11 protein-coding genes and 2 pseudogenes are annotated in these 24,649 nt (G+C 42.5%); 7 read left to right on the top strand and 6 right to left on the bottom strand.

The window, feature by feature from the left end:
- Positions 1-23 precede the first annotated feature (23 nt).
- Entirely contained in the window at positions 24-689 is a 666-nt protein-coding gene (locus G458_RS0111525) for an FAD-binding oxidoreductase (protein WP_026952051.1), read from the bottom strand.
- A gap of 370 nt (positions 690-1,059) precedes the next feature.
- On the opposite strand from G458_RS0111525, the gene G458_RS0111520 reads away from it, so the two are divergent.
- The 3 genes from G458_RS0111520 (at position 1,060) to G458_RS0111505 (ending at position 4,090) form a co-directional block, all read left to right on the top strand.
- Positions 1,060-1,968, top strand: a complete 909-nt coding sequence (locus G458_RS0111520; RefSeq protein ID WP_026952050.1) for a sugar phosphate isomerase/epimerase family protein — start codon at positions 1,060-1,062, stop codon at positions 1,966-1,968.
- 198 nt (positions 1,969-2,166) lie between these two features.
- Positions 2,167-2,439, top strand: coding sequence for a DUF4242 domain-containing protein (locus G458_RS0111515; RefSeq protein WP_026952049.1), 273 nt, complete (start codon positions 2,167-2,169; stop codon positions 2,437-2,439).
- 235 nt (positions 2,440-2,674) lie between these two features.
- The gene (locus G458_RS0111505; protein WP_026952048.1) at positions 2,675-4,090 is read left to right on the top strand and encodes an alanine/glycine:cation symporter family protein; all 1,416 of its coding nucleotides are present in this window, start codon (positions 2,675-2,677) and stop codon (positions 4,088-4,090) included.
- A gap of 230 nt (positions 4,091-4,320) precedes the next feature.
- On the opposite strand, the gene G458_RS0111500 is transcribed toward G458_RS0111505, so the two are convergent.
- From G458_RS0111500 to G458_RS0111455, 5 genes are all read right to left on the bottom strand, one after another.
- A complete protein-coding gene (locus tag G458_RS0111500) occupies positions 4,321-9,672 on the bottom strand; it encodes a DUF7379 domain-containing protein (RefSeq protein ID WP_084438854.1) in 5,352 nt (1,783 codons plus the stop codon).
- A gap of 316 nt (positions 9,673-9,988) precedes the next feature.
- A complete protein-coding gene (locus G458_RS0111490; RefSeq protein ID WP_026952045.1) occupies positions 9,989-10,948 on the bottom strand; it encodes an ABC transporter ATP-binding protein in 960 nt (319 codons plus the stop codon).
- Between the two features lie 746 nt (positions 10,949-11,694).
- Complete coding sequence (locus tag G458_RS0111480) at positions 11,695-12,042, bottom strand: MmcQ/YjbR family DNA-binding protein (RefSeq protein WP_026952044.1); 348 nt, start codon at positions 12,040-12,042, stop codon at positions 11,695-11,697.
- A 1,152-nt stretch (positions 12,043-13,194) separates the two neighbouring features.
- Positions 13,195-18,021: an Ig-like domain repeat protein gene (locus tag G458_RS0111460; protein WP_026952041.1), complete on the bottom strand. Its 4,827-nt coding sequence runs from the start codon at positions 18,019-18,021 to the stop codon at positions 13,195-13,197.
- Positions 18,022-18,424: 403 nt separating this feature from the next.
- The gene (locus G458_RS0111455; protein WP_157359761.1) at positions 18,425-20,272 is read right to left on the bottom strand and encodes a tetratricopeptide repeat protein; all 1,848 of its coding nucleotides are present in this window, start codon (positions 20,270-20,272) and stop codon (positions 18,425-18,427) included.
- Between the two features lie 90 nt (positions 20,273-20,362).
- On the opposite strand from G458_RS0111455, the pseudogene G458_RS20595 reads away from it, so the two are divergent.
- The 4 genes and pseudogenes from G458_RS20595 to G458_RS0111440 all read left to right on the top strand — a co-directional run bounded on the left by G458_RS20595 (position 20,363) and on the right by G458_RS0111440 (position 24,497).
- Positions 20,363-21,281 (top strand): annotated as a pseudogene (locus tag G458_RS20595) (IS1595 family transposase).
- 28 nt (positions 21,282-21,309) lie between these two features.
- Positions 21,310-21,585: a dioxygenase family protein gene (locus G458_RS22060; RefSeq protein WP_322786243.1), complete on the top strand. Its 276-nt coding sequence runs from the start codon at positions 21,310-21,312 to the stop codon at positions 21,583-21,585.
- A gap of 12 nt (positions 21,586-21,597) precedes the next feature.
- Positions 21,598-22,134, top strand: a pseudogene (locus G458_RS20590) (dioxygenase family protein); the annotation flags it as partial.
- A gap of 1,199 nt (positions 22,135-23,333) precedes the next feature.
- Positions 23,334-24,497 carry an MFS transporter gene (locus G458_RS0111440; RefSeq protein ID WP_026952039.1) on the top strand — a complete coding sequence of 388 codons (1,164 nt, stop codon included), beginning with the start codon at positions 23,334-23,336 and terminating at the stop codon, positions 24,495-24,497.
- Positions 24,498-24,649 lie beyond the last annotated feature (152 nt).

Below are 24,649 nucleotides of genomic sequence, written 5' to 3'. Positions count from 1 at the left end.
GGAGAGCAGTTGCTCTCCTTTTATTATTTTTCAAACACGACCTCGTCGGTCTTTGCCCCCAGTTCTTCCAAAGAATCTTTCAAAGCCTTGACCATAGGATCAGGACCACAGAGGTAAAAGTGCTGGGAAAAATCTTGGATATGCTTTTTGAGAAAATCCTTGTCAATTCTTCCATGCTCATGGCCTTCTTTTTCCTCCTGATCCAGGATAGACACAAATCCCTCTCCGAGAATTCCCCGGAAATAGGATTCTAGAATGATATCCTTGGAGGTTTTATTCGCAAAGAAAAGTTGATTGCCTTCTACCTTACCCTGAGATTCAAGCATTCTAAAAATGGATATAAACGGAGTAATCCCCGCTCCCCCTGCAATGAAAACGCCTTTTCCTTGGTAAGAAATGGCTCCCCAAGGATCATCCAAAATCAACTGATCTCCGGGTCTTACCTCGCTTATCCTTTCTGTCACGCCATGGTGACTCGGATAAGATTTGATCACAAATTCCAAATACTCATCCTCCGGGAGTGAGGTGAAAGTAAAAGGTCTTTTTTCATCCACCCAACCTTCAAGATTGATGGAGACCTCCGTAGCTTGCCCGGGCTCAAACTTATAACCCTTTGGCTTTTCGAGTTTAAATTTCTTCACATCATGTGTGACCGGTGAAATTTCGATAATATCTGTTTTATAGCTCATGGTATAGTTTTTTTGAGTGTTTATAAGAAAGAAAGGGCCTAAAAAGGCTCGTCAATAAAAAAATCAAAGAGGAGACCAAGGATAGCCTGATCACCTAGAATTTACAAAATCCTATTCAATTAGCCTAAATCAAGGCGAAATCCTAAAGTTTCAGGGAAATTACCATTACCTAAAACAGATTGATTCGTGAAATTTTACACAGAATGTGAAAAAGTTTACCCAGTTTTAAGTCTTATTGTCTCAAAAAGAAACAATTGAAAAAGGATTGCTTATTTTTAGGCTGAAAAGGATTTTCTTATTTCCTTTCCTCTTCATTTGAACTCTCAAACCTAGAATTCATAACTTATACCCTTCTTAAACCAACCCAAAAATGAAGAAAACCCTAATTTCCGGATTTGCTCTATTGTTTAGCATTTCTGTCGGATTTTATGCCTGTAGCCCAAAAACTGAAGAATCTTCCACCGAAGAAATAACCCAAGAAGAATCCTCCCGATTCGGAGGATTGGCTCTTTATACAGTTCGTGACTCCATGGCAAGTGATCCAAAAGCAACCCTTCAGGCAGTGGCCGATGCTGGATATGCTTATGTAGAAGCCGCCAATTACGAAGATGGAAAATTCTATGGAATGGCTCCAGCGGAGTTCAAATCTTACTTGGAATCCCTTGGCCTTACTGCCAAAAGCGCACACATGGGAATGGTCACTCTGGAAAACGCCGATCAGCTAATTGCTGATGTAAAGGCCGCCGGTATTGAGTATTTCGTGATTCCTGTTCCTCCGATGGGAATGTTTACTTTCGATCCTGCCACCCGAACCTTGGGGATGAAAGGCACTGCCGATGAATTGGTGTCCATCATGAATACTCTTGGAGAAAAATGCCATAATGCAGGCATTAAGCTCTTGTATCACAACCATGACTTTGAGTTTAAACCAATGGCTGACGGCACTGTCATTGAAGAAGTACTTTTGGAAAAGTGCAATCCTGAATGGGTAAACTTCCAGATGGATCTTTATTGGGTGACCAAAGCAGAAGCAAGTCCATTAGCTTATTTCGAAAAATATCCTGGCAGATTTAAGGCTTGGCATGTGAAAGACATGAACACTGAAGGAAACTTCGCTCCTGTAGGTACCGGTACCATCGACTTTGCCAAAATCCTTTCTGCGAAAGACCAGTCTGGAATGGAGTTTTATTTGGTAGAACAAGACAACACCTTTGACTTGGATCCAATGGAAGCCATCAAAATCAGCCATGATGGCCTGAAAAAAATAGGTTTCAAATAAACCCTTTTCCAACAAAAACCACTAAAGCCAGCCCAATAAGCTGGCTTTAGTATTTTATACCAATATCCATAACTTATTAAAATTCAATTAAATAAGAATCAGCCTTTGAATCTTGTAACTTCATCTTGTTCCTAGGATTTTCTTAGAAACTGGGGAAGCTGAAAACCGGAAGAGTAAGCACCAATTAACTTTTATATCATGCCAAAATTTGTGATCGAACGAGAAATTCCAGGCGCTGGGAAACTTAGTGCTGAGGAGTTAAAGGCCATTTCTCAAACCTCCCGCGGGGTATTATCCAAAATGGGCCCTGAAATTCAATGGATTCATAGCTATGTAGCTGAGGACAAAATTTATTGTGTTTACCATGCCCCCAACGAGAAAATGGTCAGAGAACATGCCCAGATGGGTGGATTCCCTGCAAATGTGGTCAGTAAGGTTTCGACAGTAATCGATCCTACCACAGCTGAATGACGTAATTCTTCAAAGCGAAAAGCCGCAATTCCTTTTTCAGGGGGTTGCGATTTTTTTTGGGCTTTTAAGAAGAAAAAATTGAATCCAATCAAAAACCAAGGTTCAAATCAAGCCCTTTCGTCAGAAATTTTGTGCTAGTTTCGATTAAGCCTTTATCTTTGAAGGCTTCGATGGGAAATACGAAGGATGGAAAAGAATTCTTTCCGATCCATCGCCAAGACAGAAAACTAAACCAATGGAGCAAATTATCTATTCAATCAACGACCTCGTCTGGAGTAATGCCTTGATCGTTCTCTGCTTGGGTGCAGGAATTTATTTTTCGGTCGTCACCAGGTTTCTTCAGATTCGATATTTCAAAGAAATGCTCAGACTCCTTTTCTCGGGAAAATCATCCGAAAAAGGAGTTTCTTCATTTCAGGCCTTTGCACTTGCCCTTTCCGGGAGAATCGGGACGGGGAACATTGCGGGGGTAGCTACTGCGATTGCCATGGGTGGTCCCGGGTCTATTTTTTGGATGTGGATCATCGCCTTCTTGGGTGGAGCATCAGCTTTTATCGAAGCTACCTTGGGACAGATCTATAAAGAAGTCAAAGATGGACAATACCGTGGTGGACCGGCTTTTTACATTGAAAAAGGCCTGGGCATCAAATGGTATGCAATCCTATTTGCCATTGTGACCATGATCAGTATGTCACTGCTTCTCCCAGGCGTGCAGAGTAACAGTATCGCCTTGAGTATGCAAACGGCCTTCAATGTACCGGTAGAGATCACTGGTGGAGTGGTTGTGGCCTTTTTGGCGATGATCATCCTCGGAGGTATTAAGCGAATCGGAAAAGTTGCTGAAGTCGTGGTACCCTTTATGGCCATGGGCTATATCCTGTTAGCCTTAGTAATTATTGCGCTCAATTTTACTGAAATACCCAGCGTATTCAAGCTGATAGTAGGATCTGCCTTCAATATGGAAGCAGCTTTCTCCGGTGTATTCGGGATGGCGATTTCCTGGGGAATCAAAAGGGGAATTTACTCCAACGAGGCAGGTCAGGGAACTGCTCCCCATGCTGCAGCAGCAGCTGAGGTGACCCATCCAGCCAAACAAGGATTGGTTCAGGCCTTCTCTGTTTATATCGATACTTTGTTTGTCTGTACAGCCACGGCATTCATGATTTTGTTTACAGGCCAGTACAACGTCCTGAATCCTGATGGAGGCTTTATTGTGGAAAATCTCCCGGGAATCAGCTTTGGTCCTGAATTTACCCAAATGGCCATTGCAGAGCATTTTCCGACCATTGGAGCAGGTTTTGTGGCTGTAGCCTTGATGTTTTTTGCCTTCACCACGATCATGGCGTATTACTATATCGCTGAGACCAACCTGAGCTACCTGCAAAAAGACAGCAATGCCAAATGGCCTCTTTATGTTTTAAGATTATTGCTTTTGGTAGCCACGTATTATGGATCTGTCCGAACAGCGGCTTTGGCTTGGACCTTTGGGGACATAGGCGTAGGAATGATGGCTTGGTTAAACATCATTGCAATATTGCTTCTCAGAAAACCAGCCTTGGAAGCTCTTAAGGATTTCAAAAAACAGAAAGATGCCGGCAAGGATCCTGTGTATGATTTTGAGGGATTTGATCTGAAAGTCAAGAAAAAATAAAAGGAAAAGCAGGGCGAAAGTCCTGCTTTTTTTGATTGGAAATATTTCTCGGAGATTTTTAACTTTTGGTTTCAATTTGTTTCCCACAAACCACTGCGTCTGGCAGATTTGCACCAAAAAAGAAACTGATTCACAGAGATTGAATAAATCATGGATTGGAAATGAATGACTACCCAATCACGGATTTTCTGTGGTCTGTGGACCGTTGACTGTTCACTGAGACAGCCCCCTCACTGCAACTGCTCGAAACCTGCTTTCATCTCCTCCACCTTGGATTTGATCTTTTTCGCTGTAGCTCGATCGGATGCTTCCAGGCATTTAAGAAGAAAGTCCGAATGCTCAAACTGCGCTTTCAAATGTCCAGAAGCTCCCACCCTATTTAGCACATTGACAAAGGCTTGAAGAACCGGCTTGATACTTCCCTTTCCGTCTTCTAAAATCCATTTAGCCAAAGCTATATTGGCAAGTCCAAAAAAGGCCCATGGATCACTAGCTCCTGCTGACTTCATCTTTTCTTCTTTTTCACAAGCTTCCAACAGCTCCATAAATCTCGTTTTGGATTCAGCCATTCTTCCGGATTTGGACAAAAGGCTTTGGAGTTTGACCAATTGAACCCAGTTGACCAATGGATAGTAATCCTGGTGATTAGTAATCACAGAAGCTTCCCGATAGGCCTCTCCTGCCTCCGCCAGGGTATTTTCCAGCTCTTTGACCCGGGTACTTGGGATGACCATCAGCTTGCGCTTCAGGGCACTTCCCAGCAAGCTCATTCTTTCTGAAGTTACTCCAAACCCAATTAATCCCCGAAGCCTTTGGATATTCTGATCGATCTCCGCAAGGGCAGTTTTCAGTTCCTCTGAGGATTGCTTTCCTGCAAAAAATACCTGAACCGCACGCTTGCAGGAAATATTGCAAAGCTGCTCCATCGAACGGAAAGAAAAGTCTGCCCTTTCAGCTGAAAAGAGTTCAGTGTAGTAGGGAATAGCTTTTTCGTAATCTCCGATTTTGGCATATAGCTCAGCAAAAAGCTCGGTGATTTTTTCACTTCTCACATCAGCTTTTTTCAGAGCACGCTCCAATTCTTCAATCTTTTTCGAGGCATACTCATTGTCTGCCCCTTTGGATTCCATCAGCTGCACCAAATTCACCAATTCCAATTCGGCTTCCTCTTTGACCAAAAACTCCCGGGCCTGAGATCCCCAATCCCGATAATCTTTCAATTCATAAAAAGGATCCCCGTAGCACTGGTACGCTCCCCAAGTGTTAGTATGGTCTTTACTGCTGTTATAAATGTGCTGACGAGCACGTCGTACTGCTTCTCCAAACCGCACTCCACTGAATAATTCCTGGTAAAACTTTTGACAAAAGTCTAAGGCCGCTTGGTCATCCACAGCCCAACCGGCCACCACTACAGCTTTCACTCCATTTCGGATCAACTGTGTTCCGATGTTGGCTGCCAGACGATTTCGATCCTGTCGGCTGGATTTAGTTTCCAAATCCATCTTTCCGAGGTAGCAACAATTCACAAAAACCAAATCAGGAACCGTGCTCATCTGGGCAATTTCCTGTACCGAAATGAATGCATCTTTTCCAATTACCACTCCTGCCGGACTTTCGGGATCATCGCTGTAAATCCCATGCGCTGCCAAATGGATGATTTTATAATCCTGAGAAAAAAGCTCGAGCAATATCCTGGAGGCCGAAGTATGAATCTCTTTTTTCACCGAAAACCCTTTTCCTTGGAGGAACTCAGCCACCAGCTCACCTTCTTTTCTAGCCTGAGGCAATTGGGGAAGAAAATCATCCAGCTTTGGGTCTCCGACCACCAACACCTGATTTCCCTGCACCTTGTTGGAGATTTTTCGGTAGTCTTCAGTTGCGAGTTGGCGTACCATACCGGAATAAATGGCCAGTGGTTTTGCTTGAATATCCTCTTGCAACATCTCCCAAGGAAAAGCTGCCGTAGTTTCATCCACCACCCAGGAGATATTGCTTTGACGCTTCAGCTCCTCTTTGAAATCCTGTGGAACCAACAGCTCAAACATTGTTTTGGCAATCTCCGGCCTGGCTCGGTTTTCTTCAGTCATTTCCCGAAGTAAGGTTTCCAGATTTTTAGTATTTACCTTCAGATATTCCACTTTTTGACTGGCTCCAGAGGTCGCCAAAGCCATTTTAACCCTGTTCCTTCCCGAATTGGATTTCTCTTCCTGAGACACTGTGATCCGCGTCCACCAGTCCGAAGAATTCTCATAGGGGATTCTGTGTCTCCTTCCAGGACTTTGCTCCAAGGCTTTTTTCTTCAAACTAACCTTAAACTCCCCGCTATTGTCTTCCTGCAATCCTTTCACGGTCTTTAGAATTGACAAAGCCTTATCGTGATAGATTTCAATAATCTCGACTTCCTCTATCGTCTTCAATTTGCTTTTGTAAATGGTCCGGATTTTCCGGTTGGCTCGCTGAATTCCTAGCAAAATCGCCCGGATAGAGGTATCTGAGGAAAGACCCCCATAGGAGTTGGCAATGGCAATGACAGAGATTCCTGCAGGTAAATTCTGCTCCGGAGGGCATTCTTTGTCTTGGTAATTCAAAAGTGTGAGGTACCTCGAAATCCCTTTTTCCACGGAATTCATCAGCTGAAAAGAGGAAAGTTCGCCCGGTGTACCCAAACCGATGATGACCGCTCCTTTGAAGCCTTTGTCATTCTTGGAAAGGATCACCTGATTGGTTCCAATGGCTCCCGGGTAAAGCCCCAGTTCCTGCAATTTGCTCAGCTCACCATCCAGCTGCCGGTCAATGACCTCCTCAGTGGTCAGGATAGCATCCAATTCAAAATGTCCTGCGAGAACTGGGTACTGGGAAAACTTCAGATCTCCATGAGAAACAGTAACCTTGATGGGCAGCTCCCCTTCTTCCTCTGCCGATACCGCGGTGATTCCCAGAAGGGTATTTTCTACATTTTCTTCACTGAGGTCAAAGATTTCCTCAATCTTGGGTTCAAGTTTTTGATCTTCTGCACTTCTGAGCTTCGGTAATTGATTGGCCAGACTGGAAGCTCTACCTGAGTCCAGAATTTCCTCAATCGCTCCAAAAATCGAAGGCTGATTGGAAAGCCCACCATGGGTGACATTGGCATAGTAAAGCTGCTGTAGCGAATGAATCTGCGCAGGAATCCCAGTCTCCCAAGTTACACTTTCATCCCCTTCGCGAGTGCCAAAAAACTGCAGTTTTCTTCCGTTTTCCTGGATTTCAAAAGAGGAAATAGTCAGCTTGTCTTTTCGGCTTTGTCCGGCGATATAATAGCAGTTGCTGTAATCAATCAACTTGGATTGTTGGACCACTTTTTTCTGGTATTCCCCAAAACCGGCCAAAACCTCTTCGCTTGGTACTGGCCAATCCTCTCTTCCAAAAGCCTTTCGCATGGCTAACCAAGTCTTGGAATCTGAAAAATCAGGCTGACCTTCTTCTGTTTTGATCGGCAAGAGATTCAACAAACCCGGAAGTTGAGAAAAGACGCTCAGAAGATCTTCCACGGAATTGGAAATATCAATCTTCGCCAGCAGCTTGATGATATCATCCTGACCAAAAAGTACAAATGGAATTCGATAGGACCCTCCTAAAGGTGAGCCCAAAAACAAAACTCTGAATCCAGAGGAGGAATTGAGTTTTTTCCAAGTCTCTTCATGATGAAGCATAAAATCCCTTACCAAGACTCCGCCCATGCTATGGGCCACAATCTTGATAGGCTGACCAAATTCCATCAATTCCTCCACCTTGTCCCGGAAGAATTTGGCACTGTCTGGAAGTGGCATTCTCCAGTCAAACGGAAAAGTCACCACGTCATAGGTTTTCCCCAGATAATCGGCCAATTTCCCGTAGGAGGTTTTCACCAAGGAATGGGCTTTGACATGGGGATTGTTTTTGGGATCATTTTTCAACCTGGAGAGCTGTCCGGTCAGGAATCGGGCATAATTTATCCAGACCATATCGTCATTGACGGTAAGGTTAGATCCCATGATCCCTGGTAGGAGGAGAAGAATAGGTCTTTTACCGGTGACTTTTTCTCTTTTTGTTTTTCCGCCCTCAATGCCAAAGACTCCCCGATCCAAGTCACTTTTCTTAGCTCTTTGAATCACCTGAAATCCTCCGCGGGTGGTGGCTACATTTTCCTGCAAGCCCAGAAATATCTTCTCCTGAGTTTCAGGGGTACCGAAGTAAACGATGTGGTTGATTTTTTTGGAACTGTCGATATAGTAGGAAGCCTTCCCTTCCGGTCTTGGTGTTCCCCATTTCATACTTTCCGTATCGACTACCAGGTCATTTTGGCCACGGAAAAAGAGCTTTCCTGCCAAAACAACCAAGCCCTTAAATTCCAAACTCAGCTCACTGCTACCACCAACCACGTGCAATAAACTGTCAATTTGAATGGAAGTACCTTGAAAATTCAAAACCTTGATAAAGGGTGATTCAGGATTCATGGACTCTAATCCGGGAAGGGAATCGGGATTGTTTTTGGAATTTACCGCAGTCATGACCAACTCACGAAAAGCCTGAAAAACGGGATTGGTCGCTTGTCCACTCAAGGTTCCGACCAGATTCATCAGAATATTCAGCAAAAAGTCCATGCGTTTGGAAGCCAAGGTCGTCCCATTCGCAGGGCAGGCCACCCGGACCATATTCCTGACTTTTATCTGCTTGTCGGCAATTTCTTTTTGAATGGCCTTTATTACTTCCAGATCCTTGCGATCAGCCATTTCCAATACTCCCCGCTCAGTTTCGTCGAATCCTTTGGGATCTGCAGAAAACCGCACCAAAACATCCCCTACCAAACCTCCACGGGAATGGGTGATGAGGTCAAGCTCTACGGATGCAGGTAATTGCCGAACCAATTCCAATACATTATCCAGTGGACTCTGAGTCAGAGTCCGATGCTGAAATGCCATGACATTCCCTTGGCCATAACTGTTGTAAATGGTCTCCCAAGTCTGATTTTTTCCTTTTCCATAAAGCTCCGCAAATGATCCCGCTGAGGATGATCCTGTGCCATGGAGGAAGAGTAATACTTTCTTTCCAATCGCCCGGCTTCCTTTTCTGCTGAGGGTAAAGTCCGGGTCACAATGACAAAGAAGGCCCGCTCCTTCATTTTCAAATTCAATCCCGGGAACGCTCAACTGCTTGTTTTCGACCTTTTCGGCCAGGTGTCGCATTCCGATTTGGACGGACTCCTTTTTCTTTTTGAAAATGGAAAAAAGCTTGATTCCGATTCTTTTGACTGCATTTCGATCTTGGGATTCAGTCTCTAAAAAATCGGGGAGATACAGCTCATTTTGATTGCCGGAGCGTTGAAGTTTCTGGGGAAACAATTCCTCCAAGGTGTCCTTGTCCCCAATCCAAAAAGTCTCGTCACTGAGTTTGAGTTGGATAAGATCCTCTTCGCTGAGGGAGATGGGCGGCACTTCCGGCACATCGCTGCGGGTGGAAGAGTGAACCTCATAGGTCTGGACTTCTTCAAAATAGTCCAATTGATCCGAAGCGGAGGTTTGGGAAGTAGGCCTTCCCCTAAACTTGAGTTCGAGCTTTGCCATGGCAATAAAATTTGGGTAAAAAGAAAAACACTAGAAAAAGAACAACCCGAGCTCAACAAAAATAAACGCCATCACCCGGACAATCCTGTAGGTCACATGATATTAAAGGTAAAAAATTCTTCCCAAGCATCTAAATATCAGGAGGAAAGTATGTAGGAAGTTGTGGGTTGTCAGTTTTGGGTTGTCAGTTTTGGGTTGTGGGTTGGAGTTCATGATCCCTAAATCTTGGATTGTGCACCGTGTTCGTAGTTTAAGGACCGTGGACTGTGGACCCTAGACTGTTGACTATAGATGACCAGCCTCCTACCGAAACCCCTCACTGCTTCAGAAGCAATACCTTTTCCTCGTCAAAGTGCAGGTGGACCCGATCGCCGATTTCGTATTTGCGGGCTGGATCATCTATTTCCCAGATGTCTCCACCGTTTTTCAGGCGAACCATCAGGGTATTGTAATGCACCAAAAATCGTTTGTCCACCACATGCCCCAAAAGCCCCCCTTTAGACCTAAGCTTCACGTCTGAGGGTCGGATATAGCTGTTAAATCGATCTGGAATCAGGTTGATCGAGGAAAAAAGTCTGGCCACATAACGGGATTTAGGATGCTCACACAGCTCTCTGGAATTTCCTTTCTGGACTATTTTCCCCTTTTGCAAAATCACCACCGAATCTGTCAAGCGTAAGGCATCATCCAGATCATGAGTTACAAAAATCACCGTGCAGCCGAGTTCTTGAAGAAGTTCTTTCAATTCCAGAATAAGCTTCCGCTTTTGAATAGCATCCAAGTGGGAAAAAGGTTCATCCAGCAATAAGACTTCAGGCTCCACCGCCAAGGCTTGTGCAATAGCAACTTTTTGTTGCTGCCCACCGCTAAGTTGCCGGGGAAGCCTCTCTTTGTATTGTATCAAACCAAACTGACTCAAAAGCCTGTTAATCCGCTCCTTTCGGTATTGAGGGTCAAAATGCAAAAGGGGACGGTTGATATTTTCCTCCACGCTGACACTTGGAAAAAGCTGGTAATCTTGGTGGATCAACTTGATTTCATCGTATCCTGCCACCAGTTTTTGAGCCGGATTGAGGATCTGCGCTTCATTCAACCAGACTTCCCCGCTAGTTTGCTCCAAAAGTCCAGCGGCAATGCGAAGCAGGGAACTTTTCCCAGACCCACTTTCACCGACAATGGCCACCATCTCTCCTTTTTCCAGTTCCAAAGTAAAATCCTGAATAGCGGTCTGAAAGGCGTAGTCCTTGGAAATATGGCGTAAGGAGAAATAAGACATGTGAAAGCTAGGGGTAAAATATGAAGGCAGAGTAAAGTTCCTTAAAGCAAACTACCAGCTATGGATTATGCTAATCCTAGTGGAAAATTCAAGTTTAAGTATTCGATATTAAGTGAAAGAAAGGAAAATTGAAAAGTTTAATCCTCAGGAAGTAGCATCTAAGAAAGGCAAAACTATTTTTATTCTAATCGATAGCGTGTCGAATTCGGAAAAAAACTGGGGAGAAATGTAAGTATTTATAAAAAAATTTTATTTGGGAATTAGAGATTTTATGGTTCAAATAAAATCAGAACAATCCATTAAATCCACTGATTTCCAATGAATAAGCCTAATTATGAAATAAAAGAAATAAAACTATTACAAAAGTTTATAAAAGCTGATTTCAATTTTCCGAAATAATAATTGGAGACTTGGAGCTTGTCCTCTACTTTAGCATCAATTAGTCTGAAAGAGTTCCTTTAATGAGAGTTCCGGATAGATTCAAAAATTGAATAGTAAGTCGTATTCAATCACCCCCAACCTTTTTAATGGCCTGTATTCCTACGGGCCATTTTTTTTGAAATAGGTATCAGAATAGCTTGAGAGTTGGAGTTTGCGGGCTGTAGTTCTAGATCAGAAAACTGAGGATTGTAGTCCGATGACAGTCGAATAAAATCTCCCTTAGATCCATTAAACCAGAGTTTAGAAACGAAAAATAACCTTATCGCGAATTTGCTGTGGGCTGTTGTCCGTGGTCCGTTGACTTCTTACTGCAAACTCTCCTTCACCTTCTTCGGCAAGCTTTCAAAAATCAACTGATAGCTATCCTTTGCCAGTTCCAGAATCAGAGGATCCGGGACATTTCCTTGGGTGGACACCGAGTTCCAGAGCTTTTTGTTCATATGATATCCGGGGGTGATACCTGGATACTCTTCCCGCAACTGTATGGCTCGCTCAGGATCGCATTTCAGATTGACATAGGGAAAAGTCTCCATATCCATCAGCGCAAAGATCTTCCCTCCCACCCGAAAGACCAGCACATCCGGCCCAAAAGGAGTATCCTCTGTCACATTAGGGAGCGAAAGGCAATAGTCGCGGAAGTAGTCTAAAGTCATGGGGAGTTTAAAAGGGTAAAGTTGAGAGTTTAAAATGGAGTAGCAATTAAAGTTAAAAGAGTTTGGGGAGGGGAAAAAGAAGAAACCCCTTGATTTTTCCTCAAACGGCAAATCAACTAACCAATCTTTTTCTGAAATTAAAATAGATTTTTAGTGGGTGTCGGAAGATTTTTAGATGCTGAGGGCAAAGCTCACCCCTTAAGTCCCAAAAAAGTAAATCCAGAGGCCGATTTCCAGACTTATCATGTCACCAAAGTTCCAGCATTTTTTTCTGGAACCTGATACACCGCTGCGGACTATCACCCCATCTTCCTCACCTCCCTTCTGATATTTGACTCTTTGCTCTTTGCCATCTGATAAAGTTCCCGCAGATTACCACAGAAAAAGACGCAGATTCACACAGATCAATAGAACAAGCTTTTGGGTACAAATCCTTACCTCATCACAAATCTGCGGTGCTCTGTGGTCTGTCGACCGTTGACTACTTCCGCTAGATAAAGTTCAAAAAACCTCAGCTTTCTGGCCATTGACTCTTTGCTTATTGCCCTTTGCCTATTGAAAAGGATTTCCCATTGATTGATCCAAAAATCGATGAGAAAAGAATCCTTACCCATTCATTAAATTTCGGAAGTCAGTAAACTGGATAATGAAACTGGAACTATCCCAATGAAACAATCCTTTACCCATTGAAAAGAAAACCTATTCTACCCATTCGGGGCTAGGAGTTCCGTCACTTCGAAAAGAGATGAAACTTAACTCACTACATTCCATTCTCGGACCTTTGGAAAACACTCCAAAAATGCCTGTACTTTTTCTGGGACATGGCAGCCCGATGAATGCGATTGAGGAAAACCAATTCGTCCGGGGCTTCCGCAAGGTCTCCCCTTCTGAGAGTAGAAAAACTCCATTAGGACTAGGTGAAATTTGCAATACCACTCTCCTATTTTCCAGGAATTTGCGATTCCGCTTCTACTCATGTTCCGGGTGATTGTTCAACTTAATTTTTGGTCCAGAATTTCAAACAGATTGAAAGATAGCCATAATTACATCCTCCTACCTATGCCCAAACTATTCAGCACATCGTTTGAAAAGAAAAGCCGCCAGAATTTTTCCCGGCGGCTTAATAATCAAAATTGGAATTATTTAAAGGTTTTAAAGTTTAATTAATCGTTCTGTCATTACTACATATCCGATTTTGACTTGAACCACATAAATTCCAGGAGCCAATCCATTAAAATCTAAGGTATGTAGGAAGGTTTTGTCGCGGTAAATACTGTCCTGGACCACCAATCGACCGATACCATCAAATACCCTGATTTCAATGGTTGCCCCCTCATCCAAATCAACTACTATATTGGCTTTATTTTGAGTTGGGTTTGGATATAAAATAAATTCGTTAGGTCCGATTTCTCTTGAAAGTTGAATTTCTTTATGGATAGTTTGACCAGCGCGATCTGTACTGCTGACTTTCAGATTAATTTGAACAGGAGGAATAGAATTCCCTTTCCAGACCATCTTATCCCCTTGAATTTCAAAATCCGGATGCTCATCTAAAGAGTAAGAGTGAATGTTATCTACCAAATCAAGGGTAAAAAGTGTACCGATAACTTGGCCAAACCTTAAGTCCTTAGCTAATAGTCGATTGCTTATACTAATGTCCAAAGCTTGCGGTTTCTCAAGAACCTGTACCTTGATGGAAATAGGTTCTTCTAAGATATACCACTCGTTTTCTTCCATTTCCACTTGGAATTCATACAAACCCGGCACCATAGGGTCATAAGAATCGGCTGAAACAGTTAAGTCTATTTTTTTACGATTGAACCAAAGGTCACCTTGGGTTTTGATCTTTTGCTCCACCATCTCAAATGGTGTATTCCAAGCAATCTTAATTATTTCAGGTTCATTCGCGACCCTGTAAACATTCGCACAGCTGCCAATAAAGGATTCAGGATTTCTTGCTAAGAAGGCTTCAGCAGCACTTGGATTCAAGCATAAAGTGGTTCTTCTTCCATTTGGAAGTATTTGGCAGACGGAAACTCTATTTTGTTCAGATTTACCACAGGCAGTATTTACAGAAATCACATTAATCTCTTGTTCGGTCATGCACCCTGAGTCACTAGTTACAACTAACCTATAAATTCTCGAGAAATCACCTGCTGCATTGATGATAAGCGAAGAGGAATTACTGATCGGCCCTGATTGGTAGCTACCGTTTGACAGATTTTTCCAATACCATTTGTAGGTAAGACCTGTATAGGTTGTCGGTATATTGGTCGCAGATAGGGTTACCGTAGATGGTAGACCTAGAGACATACTCGCTCCCTCAAAAACCACGACATTATTATTAGTATTTGGCGCAACCGTAGAATTGATACTTACTTTCAGCGGATTAACTGGAGCAAGTACCGTTACAATAGCTTCAGTTTCTGAGGAATTCCCCGCCCCATCAGTTATTTTTAATGTTACACGATTTTCACCTTGATCTTCGCAACTAAAGTTGGTTTTAGAAAGGAGACGAGTATTGATTCGGCAATTATCAAAGCTTCCATTGTCAATATCATCGACCATAAGAATTCCGATACCAGTATTGTCCAGCTGTAAAGAAAAATCTCTGACTACAACCGAAGGATTTTCTTTATCAAGTACTTCTATGATTTGGTTTACTGGAATTGCATCATTTCCATGGATGTCGGTGACAGTCCATTGGATAGTTGTCTTACCGACCGGATACGGGTCTGCTAGTGATTTATTATCGCTTCGGAGACCTGTTGGAGTGCCTACTGAGCAGTTATCGCTTGCAGAGGCTGTAGCCAAGAAGGTGGTAGAACAAAGTCCTAAATCTGCCTTCAAACTCTGATCACCATTTGTGATGATTACAGGTATTTGTGCATCAGTTACTATAATTGTCTGGACTACAGGGGTTACTGAAAAATCATTTCCACCTACTACAGTCCAAGTTATCGTTGTTATTCCAACAGGATAAGGATCCGTTAGGAGTTTGCTATCACTTCTTGTACCGACAACTTCACCAGTTGCACAAGTTTTACTAGCATCTGCCGAAGCCATAAAATTTGCTGAACAAAGGCCAGCTTCTGCAAATAGATTCTGATCACCGTTAGTGGTCATTTGGGCATTTGGATTGAAAGTTTCATCATTGTCATCGCAGTCACCTCTTCCGAGCAGACCAGTGAATTTATATCCAGCACCCGGGCTTTCACATTGTACTATGCTTTCGCCTGTATAGAAGCCATCTCCGTCTGCATCTAAAAACCACTCCGTTGTTGGGTTAATAGCGAAGTTGCTGTCATCACAATCTAAATTATTGCTCACATAATTCTCCGGGACTGCACAAGATTGGATACTGACTAGCGGATCTCCGAATCCGTCCCCATCCGAATCAAGGAAGAATGTACTTTTTACACCTTCATCTATTTCGCTATTACAATTGTTGTCAATGCCATCGCAGACTTCTGAAGTTCCCGGATTTACATCAGGGTTAGCATCATTACAATCCCCTAGAATTGCGGATTCAATTGGGACATACCCAAGGCCTGGCGATTGACAGGAAATGATAGGGCTTCCTACATAATAATTATCTCCATCCGCATCCAGCACCCATTCTCTTTCGCATAAAAATTCGGCAATAAAGCTTGTTGGAGTGTCGGGACTAATAATCGTTCTAGTAAGCTCTGTGAATCCATCAGACCATCCATTAAATATGTACCGTAACCCATCAGGTCCAATTTGCGGAGAAGTTGTCGCAAGTGTGAATTGTCTTCCCGGGATTATATTAAAACTTCGCGTGTTATTAAATGTCAGTGTCCCGAAGTTGTCAGAATAACTATAACTTAGACCGCTAACTGAGGTTCCAATAGTAATAGGAACAGGTGAAGCTTCATTAGTCATTCTAAACGTAGCGTTACCAAACCCTGGTATTGAGGCAATCACCTCATAATCCCCAGCTATTCCATTTGCAATAAACTCTCCACCATTCACTATAGCTGAAGATCCACTACTACTTGTTGTTTGAACAGTGATTGTATTAGTTCCATTTGAAAATGTTCCGCTGGGACCAGAGGAAGGAGCTGAATATGTTATGGGTAACCCATTAGTAAGTCTAGGGTTGAAATTCAATATACTGACTGCCAGACTTGAACCGAAACTAGTATTTATCAATGCGGACTTTGTATCTCCTAGAGGGAAGAAAAGAGCTGTGCCTACTTGTTCAACTGCTTGTCCAATAGTAGGAGAATTACTACCTAAATAATTATCATTTCCTAAATACCTGGCTTGTACATTATAATTCCCTGGAGTAAGAGTATTGATTCTAAATGTAGCAGTTCCATCGCCTGCAATGGGTACTGCAGGTTGAGGATTTCCATTTATAAAAAAAGCAACTTCCCCAGTTGGTCGTGGCGCTGTGCTTTCAGGGAATATCGAGGATACTGTTGCGGTATAGGTAATTTCTTGCCCTGCAACAGAAGGATTCAGATTTGAATTCAGGGTTGCCTGGGTTGGACCTCGTTCAATGATTATTTGGACATTATCTTTATTTTCAAGATAAAGGTCATTCCCAGAGTATTTCGCAATTAAAGTTTGTCTTCCAGGAGGTATGACTGAGGTGTTTATTGAGCCATTTCCTAACGCATCCAGGACAACTGATCCAAGTGGAAATAGGAAATCTGAATCTTCGGCTGCAATGAAAAATGAGACATTACCACTTATTGGAAACATGGGATTAGATGAACCTCCAACATGTACAGTGAGCTTTATCGCCCTTCCGTAAGGAGTTGCATCACCAATAAAATAACGAAATTCACCGTTACTTATAACATTTCGACCAACCTCAGTAATTAAATAAACAGTTGCGAGACCAGTGCCCGCACCAGGTGATGAAATATCGTTATTAGTGGGAGGGAATGGTCGCCTGACCGTAAGGGTTAATAAGTTACTTGTAGTGGAGAAAAATTGAGCTTGAATAGCATTAGTCCCCACTGGTAATGAATTGGTAGTCAACCTTGCTATGCCTGATCCATCTAAGGCAGCTGTTCCTAAAAAGAATCCATTATTTGTAAACGTGATGGTACCACCAGCTGCTCCTACTCCACTTTGAACAGTTGCTATCAAGGTAATTCGATCTCCAAACCGAGTCGTATTAGTTTCATTAATAGTGCTCTGATCTAAATTGGCAGAAAGGTTAACAGCAAGTCCTGAAACAACTAAATCAACAACTTGATTAATCGTACCTACCCCAGTTTGGTTTCCATTGGAATCACCATTATAAGTAGCTGATATTTGTCTAGTCCCAAAAGGAAGCGCACTTGTTGTAAATGTTGCGATATCGTTAACTAATGAAACTCCATTCGGTGTCAAGATGGTATTATTGGTAACATCTCGGAATGTGACAGTCCCTGTTAAAGGTAAAGCAGGATTTCTAGTGCTCCGTATCGTAGCCGTGAAAGTTACAGGGGAACCTGCGACTGAGGGATTGGCACTAGAAGTAAGCGTTACAGAAGTTGCTTCAATGAGCTCTCCATCAATTTGAATAAGGATCGTTTGTTGTAATATTTGACTGGTGCTTGGAGCGAAATTTTGGTCACCACTATATTCTGCTATTAAACTTCTGCCTAGAAGTCCTAAGTCAAGTAAAAGAAAATTTGCCACTCCATTCGTAAGGATTGCACCATTCGGTGTAAGAATTGAACCAGAAATAGCATCTTTGAAGATTACAGTTCCAGTTGGTGTGATGGTATTACTATTACTACTAACAGTAGCTGTAAGAGTCACTGGAGCCCCATTAACCGAAGGATTTGCACTCGTGGTCAGCGTAGTTACTGTTGGAGCCTTGATATTTGGGGTTGGATTCAGATCAATTGTCTGTGCATAAATCCCACCGCTTAGGAAAAGATAGGATAGAAACAACATGAAATTTTTTTTTCCACGTATTACGGTCTGTCCCAAAAGTATATTAGTTTTCATTACGATGAATTAAAGAGATTTTTTAATAAGTTAATTTCACCCTGAACTATTCATTAAGTAATTGGAGTTGTGTAATTATTATTTCGCAAAATATGACACCGATTCAATTCGCTTTTCAAAATCGAAATACACAAGGAGGAGAAGCACCAAAACGTAAATAACCAAAATCATAAAAGTGCAATCACTATTTTCATTTCGCCTAGGAAGTTTTGATGAAGTACAAGTTAATTCCAGAACAAACAATTTTTTTTAGGCGACAAAAAACTGACAAGTGTATCCAGAATGCTTAGAAGCACTGGACAAAGACCGGACAAAAAAAATTTAAAAGCCTTATAGTGAGGAACTTATAAAAAAGTATCGATCCAATAAAATTTCCTACTCTAACTATTAAGCTAGCGTAGGATCAGATATTGGCAATGTACTCACCGAGGCTCATGTCTGAACCGAGTTGAAGACGTTGACGTAAGCGTTGCCGGGTTTTGTGTACACTGTCGACCGATATACCCAGCATAGCAGCCATTTGCTTGCTGCTCAATTCCAACCGGGTTAGCGCTGCCATACGCTGTTCGGCAACGGTGATATCAGCAACATTTGTTTTTAGTTTCTGGAAAAATGCAGGGTATATTTTATCAAAAAGTGTTTTGAATTTGAACCAGTCATCTTCGGTGAGTATAGTATATTTGCTTAGCTCAGCAATCAACTCTTGCTGTTCCGACCATTGAATAGTGCCGTTAAGCTGCTCTTCCAACCTTTCGATTAAGTTAGTCTTTTCGATGATATGACTAGTAAAGTCAATTATTTGCTCTTCTGCAGATTGAATTTCCTGCTCCATAAGCAATTTTTCACTTTCTGCCTTTTCCAATGCCATCTTATTTTTCAGACGTCCCCTGTTTATAATTAAAAAAACGATTATTGAAAACGTCACTATAGCTGCTAATAATCCGTTTCTGATCCAAAGCTCCTTCTGCTTTTCTTTATTTATTTTTTCAATTCTGTACCGACTTTCTTCACCTAATAATCGTGCCTTAGAAATTTCGAGACTACTTGTGGCTATTTCTTTTTCCAACGAGTCATTCAATGCGATGTAGAGATCGTTGTAAAAAAATGCACTGTCATACATTTCCAATGACCTGTATATTTCATTTAGGGTATAATAAGTGTCCCGTAGGTATTGGTCGTTTGGCCAAAGTCTCAACAGCTGAAGTGCTTCTTTTGCCTCAGCTAAAGCAGCAATCTTATTTCCTCTCGCCAGATTTGACTTAGCCATCCATTGAGATGCATTGGCTGCTTTGTTGAACCCACTATCATATAAACTGAATCGGTAATCAGACTTAAACAAAGTATAGGCCGAGTCATAGTTAGCTTGTGCATAGATGACCTTTCCTATCTCACCCAAAACCTTCGCTTCCAAAACCGAATCCGAGTTGTCTACGGCTAATTGAAGAGCCTCTCGCAGATAATTAATTGCAGAATCATACCTGTTCTTTCTAAAAAAGCTGCTTCCGATTGTACTAAACGCTCTAATTTTAATTTTGTAGGGATCGGAATACTCTTGCTCATAGTTGAGTGATTTCCAAGCTTCAATCCCCTTTTTTGCATAAATGATCGACTCATCATATTCCCTCACTTGATACAGTAATTCAGCAAGTTCAGTATAAACAGGTGGCTCCAGGGCATAATTTGTCTTTTCGAATAGATCCACCCCATTTTTGGAGTACATCACCGCCCAAGCTACCTCTCCAAATTGAAGTACTCGACGAGCAGAATAAAAATTAACCCAAGCGATGAGATTTTCATTTTCGGTTTGGTATGCCGCATCAAGAGCATCTGCGTAAAGATGCATTAATTGCTCTTTTATGGGAATCAAAGATGGCGCTTTTCGATCTTTAAACTTGTCCAATCCGGCAAATTTGGCGTAAATCACTTCTGCTTTGACCATGCAAAAGAAGGTCCTGAAGAAATACCCCTTCCCTTTAGGGGACCGCTCAAGGGAATCCAAAAATTGAATTGCGCGAATACTATCTGATTCAATTAATTGTTCTATCAAGCTACCAAGGCTGTTCACCTCGTTTAACTTCTTTTTACTTAATTCAATCGCCCACTTTTCTACATCAAGTCCGAGCTTTTCTTGGGCACCAACAACCACAGGAAAAAAGGCTCCAAACAAGAAAAAAATGAACCAGGAAAATTGAATTCTACGCCTTTTGATTAATCCTCCTGTTAAATCAGAAAACATATAAATTAAATACATCGTTTTGCACCGCTGAAAAACAGAATTATAGATCCCCTGTTCAGATTCAATAAAAATAAAAAAGTAAAGTAAAATTAAAAGGTTTTTGCCATTAGCAAATTCAAATTTATTAATCGATTTTCAGAAGAATATTTCACCTTTGAATTCATCATAAAAAAGAGAATCCGGCTAGGAATTATTTGTAAGAAGTGCACATTCCAAAAATAGTATTGGCTGAAAAAAAAGCTTTCGTTCCAGTGCGCTGCCTGAGGGTTCAGAACTAGTATTAAGAACGGTACAGTCATGGAGAGCAGCAACTTACCGATTAGGATCTGGATTATGGCTATCACATTCATTCCCGCCATCGAGAAGGAATTCAGTGCGGCTGAACTCCAAAGACAACTGGGGATGAAGCGTTATGAACCGGTTTTCAAAATGTATCACTAGCTCAGGACAGTTATGGGAAAACGTGATGACCGCCATAGACTAGAAGACCAGGTTGAATACGATGAAGCTTTTGTGGTAAAGTCCACCAAATCCCAAATCCGAAGTAAACTCAAGCGAGACCGGGGAACTCAAAACATCAAAAGTGGCTGTAATGGCTGAATCGGCTGTTTTAGAGGACCCTATGTCGGGAAAGTTTGCAAAAAGCTGTAGGAACTTCAAAATGAAGAAAATAAAGAACTTGGAGGCAAAAACAGCACAGGCTTTAATCAAAGAGTACATTGATTCAAACGCTGTACTTCAAACAGATAAGAGTACCACCTTCTCAGATCTTAGTGATTGTATTGATGTCCATGTCAGAGAAATCTCTGGAACCAAAGATGGCAATTTTAACCTCAAATGGGTTCATATTGCCATCAGTAACTTGAAGAAACACCCTCAAACCTACCATATGATAAGCGAACGAAAGATGCAGAACTACCTAGATGAGTCTTGCTACAAGTTCAACAGAAGATACTTCGGTCAAAAACTCTTTGACAGACTCATCTTTGCGTCGATTTACCCATACTGGAATTATTGCGTATAATCATATTCCTTTTTTACCAAAAGCCACAATGGACTTCGGAAACCTCCAATCTATTTTAAGTCCTTTGGACAATACACCCAAGATGCCTGTTTTATTTCTGGGACATGGCAGCCCGATGAATGCCATTGAGGAAAACCAATTTGTCCAGGGCTTCCGCAAGGTCTCTTCGGAAATAGAAGTCCCCAAAGCGATTTTGGTCGTTTCAGCCCATTGGGAGACTCCTGGCACGCTGGTGACTGCCATGCAAAATCCTCCCACTATTCATGATTTCGGAGGCTTCCCCAGGGAATTATACCAAGTATAATATCCGGCTCCCGGTTCCCCAGAACTTGCACGTGAAGTGCAGCAATCCATCCATTCCTCTGAGGTACACCTTGATGAACAGTGGGGTTTGGATCATGGAGCCTGGACTGTAATCCGCCATATGTATCCCGAGGCAAATATTCCTGTGGTGCAGTTAAGCTTGGACTATTACAAAAGCCCCAAAGAGCACTACGAACTGGCCCAAGAACTGGGAAAACTCCGAGAAAGGGGAATACTTATCGTGGGTAGTGGAAATGTGGTCCACAACCTCCGTATGGTTCATTGGCAAAAGTTGAATGAACCTTATGGCTATGATTGGGCTTTTGAAGCCAACGAACGGATCAAGAGTTGGATCTTGGAGGGCAATCATCAGCCACTGATTGATTATTCAATGCAAGGAAAAGCCTTTGAACTTGCCATTCCCACCCCGGAGCACTACCTCCCCTTGCTTTACGCCTTAAGTCTTCAGGGAAAAGGAGAAGAAATCAGCCTTTTCAACGACGAACCTTTAGGCGGCTCGCTCACTATGACCTCGGTCAAAATCGGGTAGGATTTCTTTCTAAATCAGGACTAGAATCTATTCTTAAATTCGAAACAACTGTGGTCTGTAGTCTGTTGATCGTTTACTGCTACACTATTTCCCCCAGATTGATTCCCAAAATTTTCAGCCTTCTGAGTTTTGACTTTTTGTCTATTGCCTTTTGAAAAGGTTCCCGCAGATAATCACAGAAAAAGACGCAGATTCACACAGATCAATAAAACAAGCTATTGGTTACAAATCCTTACCCCATCACAAATCTGCGGTGATCTGTTGACTGTTGACTAATTTTCTACTTCCCTAGTTTGAGCCACAAATTTTCAGCCTTCTGACTTTTTAATTCAGATTTAACTTTTTGCCTTTTGCCTATTGCCTTTTGAAAAGGTTCCCGCAGATTATCACAGAAAAAGACGCAGATTCACACAGATTTTCACTTCCCCCATCGGACTTCCGTCTCACGTCTCCGGTCATCAGACATCATTCCCCCCGTCTTCCCACCAGAATAACTTAAAGGGCTTCGACTTCGCTCAGCCTGACATCGGTCATCGGACATCCGTCTTCAAACTTCCGTCTCCCGTCTTCCCACTTCCAAACAAGTGTCCTAAAAAAAATTTCCCACAGATTACCACAGAAAAAGACGCAGATTCACACAGATTTTCACTTCCCCCATCGGACTTCCGTCTCACGTCTCCGGTCATCAGACATCATTCCCCCCGTCTTCCCACCAGAATAACTTAAAGGGCTTCGACTTCGCTCAGCCTGACATCGGTCATCGGACATCCGTCTTCCCACTTTCTAACAAGTGTCTTATAAAATTTTCCCGCAGATTACCGCAGAAAAAGACGCAGATATACACCGATCAACAAAACAAGCTATTGGAAACAAATCCTTACCTCATCACGAATTTGCGGTGGTCTGTGGTCTGTCGACAGTTGACTACTTCCCTCAGATAAAGTTCAAAAACTTCAGCTTTCTGGCCTTTGACTTTTTGCTTATTGCCTTTTGCCATTTGTCTTCTGAAAAGGTTCCCGCAGATTGCCGCAGAAAAAGACGCAGATTCACACAGATCAATAAAACAAGCTATTGGGTACAAATCCTTACCTCATCACGAATTTGCGGTGGTCTGTGGTCCGTTGACCGTCGACTGAAAACTGACTTTCCCCGGTTTATTTCTAGATTAGATGGACAAAGTCTAGGACTAGATCATTCTCATGAAAAAGCGTTTCCTTCTTCTGATCATTTATCTGGCTTTTGTGGGGCTGGGTTTACCGGACTCCCTCTTGGGAGCGGCATGGCCGGAGATGTATCCAAGTCTGAAGGTGCCTGTGTATTACGCGGGGATTTTATCCATGATCATTGCAGGAGGAACTGTCATTTCCAGTCTTTTTTCTTCCCGATTAATTGATCGCTTTGGTGTAGGGCCCATGACTACTTTAAGTGTGCTCCTGACGGCTGTAGCGCTGATTACCTTTTCCTTCTCGGATCATTTTGTCTATTTGTGCATTTTGGCAATCCCCTTGGGCCTCGGGGCAGGGTGTGTAGATGCAGCACTCAATAACTATGTGGCTTTGCATTACAGGGCCAGGCACATGAACTGGCTTCATTGCTTTTGGGGTGTGGGTGCGGCAATTGGACCGATGATTATGGCTGGATATTTTGCGAAAGGAGAAAGCTGGACGACAGGTTATTCTACTGTCGGTGGAATTCAACTCGCCCTAGTCATGGTCCTTCTTTTGTCTGCTCCACTCTGGGCTCCTAGTCATTACCACAGTTCAGGCAACACCAAGTCCAAGGCTTCTTTTTCTACTTTATTGGCGATTCCGGGGCTGAAACATGCGCTTTTGGTTTTTTTCTGCTACTGTACCATCGAAGCTACTTTCGGGCTTTGGGGAGCAAGTTATTTGGTACTGGTCCGGGATTTTGAAACACAGGATGCTGCCAAGTTGGTGGCCTATTATTATGGCGGAATTACCCTCGGAAGATTTGTATCCGGAATCCTCACCAGTCATTTTACCAACAAGCAACTGATCTATGGTGGTCAGCTGGTGATTCTAGTGGGTTTGATTGTCCTTGCCTTGCCGTTTGAATTCACCGTATTTCTTGGATTTATTCTGATAGGCTTAGGTTGTGCACCTATTTTTCCCAGTCTTTTGCATGAAACCCCTCGAAATTTTGGAGAACTCCATTCACAAGCAATTATGGGAATGCAGATGGCCAGTGCTTATGTGGGTATAACGTTGATGCCTTTATTATTTGGAGAATTGGCAGCTTGGTTAAACTATTCTACACTAGTTTGGTTTTTGGGGATATTTCTGGCTGCGCAGATTTTCCTGACTTTGGATTTACACCGAAAAGTGTCCAAAGAACCGCATTAAAGGACTTCTGATTTTCAAATATTTCCCCCAGACCCACCGGTGTATGGCAGATTTTCACAGAAGGATCAAATCTTAGTTCCTAAAAACGAACTTTTACCCAATCACGAATTGGCTGTGGTCAGTGGACTGTTGACTGAACTCCCACTGATCAC

Origin of the sequence: Algoriphagus mannitolivorans DSM 15301, assembly GCF_000429425.1 — a bacterium.
In the GTDB taxonomy this organism is placed as follows: domain Bacteria; phylum Bacteroidota; class Bacteroidia; order Cytophagales; family Cyclobacteriaceae; genus Algoriphagus; species Algoriphagus mannitolivorans.
Note: the sequence above shows the minus strand (reverse complement) of the source record. Positions and strands in the feature narration are given on the sequence as shown.